5 protein-coding genes and 1 pseudogene are annotated in these 5935 nt (G+C 41.4%); 3 read left to right on the top strand and 3 right to left on the bottom strand.

Going from position 1 to position 5935, the window contains the following annotated elements; all coding sequences use genetic code 11:
• Positions 1-401 precede the first annotated feature (401 nt).
• Positions 402-1544 carry an acyltransferase gene (locus HRU42_RS20275; protein ID WP_295033804.1) on the top strand — a complete coding sequence of 381 codons (1143 nt, stop codon included), beginning with the start codon at positions 402-404 and terminating at the stop codon, positions 1542-1544.
• Positions 1545-1795: 251 nt separating this feature from the next.
• Here the strand turns inward: HRU42_RS20275 and HRU42_RS20270 are convergent.
• Positions 1796-1957 (bottom strand): annotated as a pseudogene (locus HRU42_RS20270) (transposase); the annotation flags it as partial.
• A 265-nt stretch (positions 1958-2222) separates the two neighbouring features.
• On the opposite strand from HRU42_RS20270, the gene HRU42_RS20265 reads away from it, so the two are divergent.
• A complete protein-coding gene (locus tag HRU42_RS20265) occupies positions 2223-3146 on the top strand; it encodes a serine protease (protein ID WP_295033802.1) in 924 nt (307 codons plus the stop codon).
• Between the two features lie 340 nt (positions 3147-3486).
• Positions 3487-4254, top strand: a complete 768-nt coding sequence (locus HRU42_RS20260) for an SDR family oxidoreductase (protein WP_295033801.1) — start codon at positions 3487-3489, stop codon at positions 4252-4254.
• 85 nt (positions 4255-4339) lie between these two features.
• Here the strand turns inward: HRU42_RS20260 and ompW are convergent, their stop codons facing one another.
• A complete protein-coding gene (gene ompW, locus HRU42_RS20255; protein ID WP_295033799.1) occupies positions 4340-4987 on the bottom strand; it encodes an outer membrane protein OmpW in 648 nt (215 codons plus the stop codon).
• 577 nt (positions 4988-5564) lie between these two features.
• Positions 5565-5864, bottom strand: a complete 300-nt coding sequence (locus HRU42_RS20250) for a hypothetical protein (RefSeq protein WP_295033798.1) — start codon at positions 5862-5864, stop codon at positions 5565-5567.
• Positions 5865-5935: the final 71 nt, after the last annotated feature.

Raw genomic sequence — 5935 nt, 5'->3', positions numbered from 1 at the left:
TTTAAGTATCAAAAATCTTATGGGTGTCCACTTATCATGGTTGCATCAAACTCATCGCCTTGATACTTTAAGTTAAAATAAATCATCGTCTTATATGCCATCTAGCACTCACAATGTCAGCACTGGCATGTGGTCAATGGCTTTATTTTTATGTTGGGTGGCTCGATAAATTGTTGCGATAAATTGTTGATAAGTTGTTGAAAGTAGACCAACCTCACGGATAAGCCCTTGCCATTCGTTAGTCGTTAGCGTTACAGTTTTACCAACTAAACAGCAGGTTATTGAACGGTGACCTGACTACAGAGCTGATATCTAGTAGATAGTCACCTCATGAGTTCATGCCCATGCTGGGCGGTATAAGCCACAACAATTGTGGCAATTTCTAGTTTAAGGCTGTTCAAATGGAATTGAAAAACACAGTGAGATTATCTGAATTAGATTGGTTAAGGGTAATATTGATTTTTGCAGTTTTCCTTCATCATGTGTGTATGCCTTTTAACGGAGATGATTGGCACATCATGAATAACGAATCGAGTAAGGTACTTGATGATGTTATGGTGTATTTTGAACAATTCAGGTTACCCATCTTATTTTTCATTTCTGGTGTGGGGGCGGTTATTTTATTGTCGAAAATAACCATTAAAAAATTTGCACTAGACAAAATGGCAAGGCTTTTTATCCCATTATTGGTTGGGTCGCTACTGGTGATCCCCCCACAGATTTATATCGAAAATATCACTATTCTTCAATCATACTGGAAAGAGTACCCAAATCTGGCACTCAAATTTGAAACGAATCATCTCTGGTTTATAGAGTACCTTATTGTATTTTCCTTGCTAGCAATACCTATCAATAAACTTTTAAACTCTAGGTTTGGGACGTTAATTGTTGATAGTGTAGCAAAACTTACTAAGTTTAAAGGCGGTTTGTTTTCATTAGTTACTTTGCTCATTGTAGTGAAAATCTGTTTCTCTTTAATTTTTCCAAGTGATGACAACAAAATTGAAAACTTATCTTCATCAACTTATTACTTCTTCTTTTTCATCATTGGCATGATATTCATTCGTAATAAAAGTGTTTGGCAAGCAACCTGCGAACAACGGTTTTCCAATTTGATTATACTTTTGCTAAGTACAATAGCTTTTTATGCGTATTATTATTCACCTGACCTTAGTAAATATTTGTCATTAGATGCGCGTTGGTCAATATGGTGGTTAGTTTGTTGTTTGGTTGCATGGTCTGCACTTTTAACTATTTTAGGTTATGCCCAGTTTTATTTAACTAAGACTCCTAAGTGGCTTCATCTCAGTAATGAACTAATTCTCCCATTTTATATATTTCATCAAACGGTAATAGTGGTAATTGGTTTTTATGTTCTCACCTGGCAAATATCAATGCCGATTAAAATATTTTTACTTTTCATTTTATCATTTTCTGCCACTAGTTTAATTTGTTTCTTAATAATTAAACCATTTAGTATATTTCGTTTCTTGTTTGGCTTGAAACCGCTTAATCACGCCACCCATCATAAATCAACAATATAACGCCGAAATAACGAGCTTTCATTTCAACGTACAACAAAGCACAGTGATCACCGATATAACTGCAACTTCTCTCCATTACCATCATCGAGCAGGGGATTGCTAGCTTAAATATCGATTTTCAGCCAGGGTGGGTGAACTCAAGCTGTTTAAGTGGCCATCTTAGTTCGAATAGGCCCATCGATTAATAAAGAGTGGTCAACGTAAGCCATACAGGTTAAAACCGCAACTTCATCTAACAGTGCTGACTCTTAAAAAGGAAATAGATGAACGCCCCTCCCTGAAACGACCGGTACACTTATCTTCTTTGTTGGTTTGTCTAGCTATCGGCTCATTTAAGCATCTCAACTCCTTTGAAAGCGTTAGCAGCTAATATCGCTTAATCGACTTCTGTACTGGGCAATTGAGTGCCTTAATGGTGTAAGGCTCCCGTTTTGCAAACTTTTGGGTTAAGTCCGTTCTAGGGTGAGAGCATGCATGCTCTCACCCTGGTTACTTACCCGTCCGGGTAAATAACGATTGAATCTAGTATTGCATAATAACGCCTCTATATAGGCAATTGAATTAACTATGAAACCCATACTTTTGACTAGTACACTTTGGAATATCAGCGTGGTACTTTCACTTTATTACTTTATATAATCGAAGCAGTTTACTTATTTACAATCAGGAATGAAAAACATGTTAATAAAAAACATATTGATCAGTGTAGCTACGGCTGTCACTTTGATAACTTCGCTACCGAGTATAGCGAACACTACATCATATACAGTAATTGAAACTGAAGATGCTATTATTACTCAATATCATGACATTAAGGTTCAACATGATTCTAATTATGAAATAAAACCAAGTATTGTTGGTGGTACAGAAGCATACGAAGGTATGAACCCATGGCAGGCACGGATTGAACTGAATGGTAACACTATATGTGGTGGGACACTTATTAATGACCTATGGGTAGTAACGGCGGCTCACTGCCTAACCGACAATGCCAATAGATATACCGTTATTCTTGGCGATCTAGATACTGACGATATTTCTAGACATGAGCAAGAATTCGATGTGGCTGAGAAAATTGTGCATGCTAAATATGATGACGACACTAATGAAAATGATATCGCACTGTTACGATTAAGTACTCCAGTGACATTTAATTATTTTATAGATCCTTTGCCTTTGGCTAGTGAGGACTTTTATTGGGCATCAAATCTCGAAGTGGTTGCTACAGGTTGGGGGGACGTTTCCTATGGGGGGTCGGTATCTAAAAAGCTAATGGAAGTGAATTTAACCTTTATTTCTAATTCGGATTGTGGTTCGTCGGCCTATAGTTATGGAAATGATATTAAAGATGGCATGCTTTGTGCGGGAACTTATGATGGAGGGAGAGATACTTGCCAAGGTGATAGTGGTGGCCCGCTAATAGTAAAAGATTCTGAGGGGGGGACTTATTTGTTTGGTGTGACTAGTTGGGGCCACGGTTGTGGCGATGCGTCTTTCCCTGGAGTATATACCAATGTTCGTGATTATAGTGATTGGATAGAGATTTTTGTAGAATGGTTTGTTGAGGTTCCCCCTAGAAGAGGTAGTGGAAATGAACAATAATGAAAAATATTTGGAGGGTATAAATAAAACGCCGTAACTGCCCACTTTAACGATGAGGAACCAACGGATCCTCATCGTTAATCGAAAAGAATCAAATGTGTCATTATAAATCAATAATATAACCTAAACCCAACAAATAAGGGCATCAGTTTCAACTCCACGTCGATTGAAACTAAAACAACAACGAAGAGAAGAACAGCGGAGACACCATAATTAACAATGCCGGTCTCTATTGTGGGCTGACAATACCCCTCTCGCTTCACAGCCGCAGATGATTCATCTTGTCCTAGCGGGGATATCTTCCTATCATGGGTTACCCCAATTAAGTCGAATAGCCTATATGACCACAGCAACAGCCATCATAGTGGGTGCCAGCTCACTCCTGAGCCGTGAAATAGCCAAGCAACTTGCCAATCAAGGTGTTGAACTTGCCCTACTGGGTCAAGATCCTAAATCACTGCAAGAATTCGCCGATACTCTTGCCACCAAGGTATGTGTTTACCCACTGCAGATAGAACAGCCTCAGGCAATCATCTCCACTTTGGAGCAAGTCTGGGAAAAGCTAGGTGGAGCACATTTAATCATAGTCAATACCGGCTTAAACAGTTATGACCCACAGCTACCTTGGCTACTCGAGCAAGATATTATCACGGTCAATGTTCAGGGATACGCGGCTATCTGCAACACAGCATTTAGGCTTTTTAGAGATCAAGGCTATGGCCAGCTGGCCGCGATCAACTCCATTGCCGGCCTACGTGGTGGCCCGAATGTGGCTTATCATGCTTCTAAAGCGTTCGCCAGCAACTACCTAGATGGCTTAAGTATGCATGCCCAAAGGCTAAAATTGCCCATTACGATTACCGATATTCAGCTAGGTTTACTCGATAAGGCCGCCATGCAACAGAGTCGCCTATGGTTATCTCCCCCCGAAGAGGTGGCTAGGCAGATCATTAAGGCGATGCAGAAGGCAAAACGTAAGGTCTATGTGACTAAGCGTTGGCTGTTGGTGGCCTGGCTGACTAAGCTATTGCCTGAATTTGTCTACAATACGCGTCACTGGCGTACTAAAGCTGAACGTCTCGCGGCCAAAGCCGAAGGCAAGAAATAGCTCGATTACAGCTCTCGTAATTAGCGGTTAAAGCTAAACAACAAAGGAGCCAATTGGCTCCTTTGTTTTGATTTACGAAACTGGTTTAGAAGGTATAACCTACGCTGACCATGTATACCCAAGGGTCGATATCGGTTTCGATAGTCGTCGGCGAACCGCCAAGGTTGAACTTCACATCGGTACTGATTTGTGCGTACCAGACAGAGGCATTCACCAACCAGTTTTTATTCACTTGATAGTCTATGCCAACCTGAGCGGCTAAGCCCCATGAATTACCCATACTCAGATCCGTTAACGCCCCATCCAGATCGTTGGTGAATTCATTGTCGTAGAAGTTTGTGAAGTTAACTCCTGCGCCTATGTAAGGGCGTAACTTGGACTCAGCATTACCAAAATAGTATTGGACTACTAAGGTAGGCGGTAACTGCTTAGTCTCGGCTATCTTGCCCACACCAGCCAGAGAAATATCGTGACTGAATGGTGTCGCCGCTAACAACTCAATGCCTATATTATCGGTCAACATATAGCCGAAGTTAAGCCCCAATTGAGTATTACTACTCACGCCGAACTCGCCGAAGGTCGCTACCTGCTCACTCGACTCGTTAGGTGCGACAACGACAGCACCGGCACGAATGATAATGTCACCCGCTTGATGGGCAGCAACAGAGGCTGTAAAACCTGTAGCCAGTAGGGCGGTCGCGACTAATCCAGAAATGATATTTTTTTTCATCATACTACTCCATTAATACAAACTAATTATCGTTTATTATTATCATGTTCATTACATTTATCGGCATCCTGCCAGATCCAAATCCGTAACAAATTGATCCAAATCAACAAGCGGGTCAGATACCCATTTGTAAGTACCCCGGAGTGACGCGCATCACACTTTAATAACGCGCATTAAATATGCATCTTGATGTGTGATGACTTAGATCTCGTTTGTGAAAATGTGCCAGCCGATTATCTCGGCCCCACAAAGGATTAGGCTTGCAGGCACATAAGGCAATAATCAACAGAGGGAAACATAGGAGAGAGGGATCAGGCTAATTCTAGTTTAGGATAGCGGGTGAACCAGGATTTCTGGTCTTTTCTTGCATTGAATAGTCACAGTTCGAATATGCATTATCGCCTAATTCTTAACCGATCATGGCAGATGAGGGACGAGCTGAAACTCATTGAACCCCATAGACTCTATGCCGAATAAGCCTTCAACAACCACCCTGGCATATAAACCACTTTCTGCCGATAAGTGACGCTGTTCTCCCTCACTATTGATTAAACGTTGCTACCTTTGCCGAGGTCTGTACCTACCGGAACTTAACTATTCCAGCCTCATGAGTGGATAAGTCCTTCTCATCGGTGCAGCCTGCAATCAAGAGCAATATCATCCCGGAGACAAGCAGTAACAACGCCTGAATATCCTGATGACTGGCCCTGGACTTCCCTCCATTTAACAGACATGTCTGGCTATTAGGCTCATTGCAGTTAGACCGCTCAGGGCTGTTGTCTCGCTCAAGGCTGTTGTCTCGCTCAAGGCTGTTGTCTCGCTCAAGGCTGTTGGCAAGTCCGATGTTCTTAATGATTTGATGGCTACCAATAAATCGCACAAGACACTCCATGTGAAAGGGTTAACACACCTTATTGCATACAACATTCACAACCGAGTAACATTGCTTGA

The sequence above is a fragment of the Shewanella sp. genome, assembly GCF_013214165.1.
Lineage (GTDB): Bacteria > Pseudomonadota > Gammaproteobacteria > Enterobacterales > Shewanellaceae > Shewanella.
The sequence above is the reverse complement of the archived record's forward strand: the minus strand, read 5'-3'. Positions and strand labels throughout refer to the sequence as shown.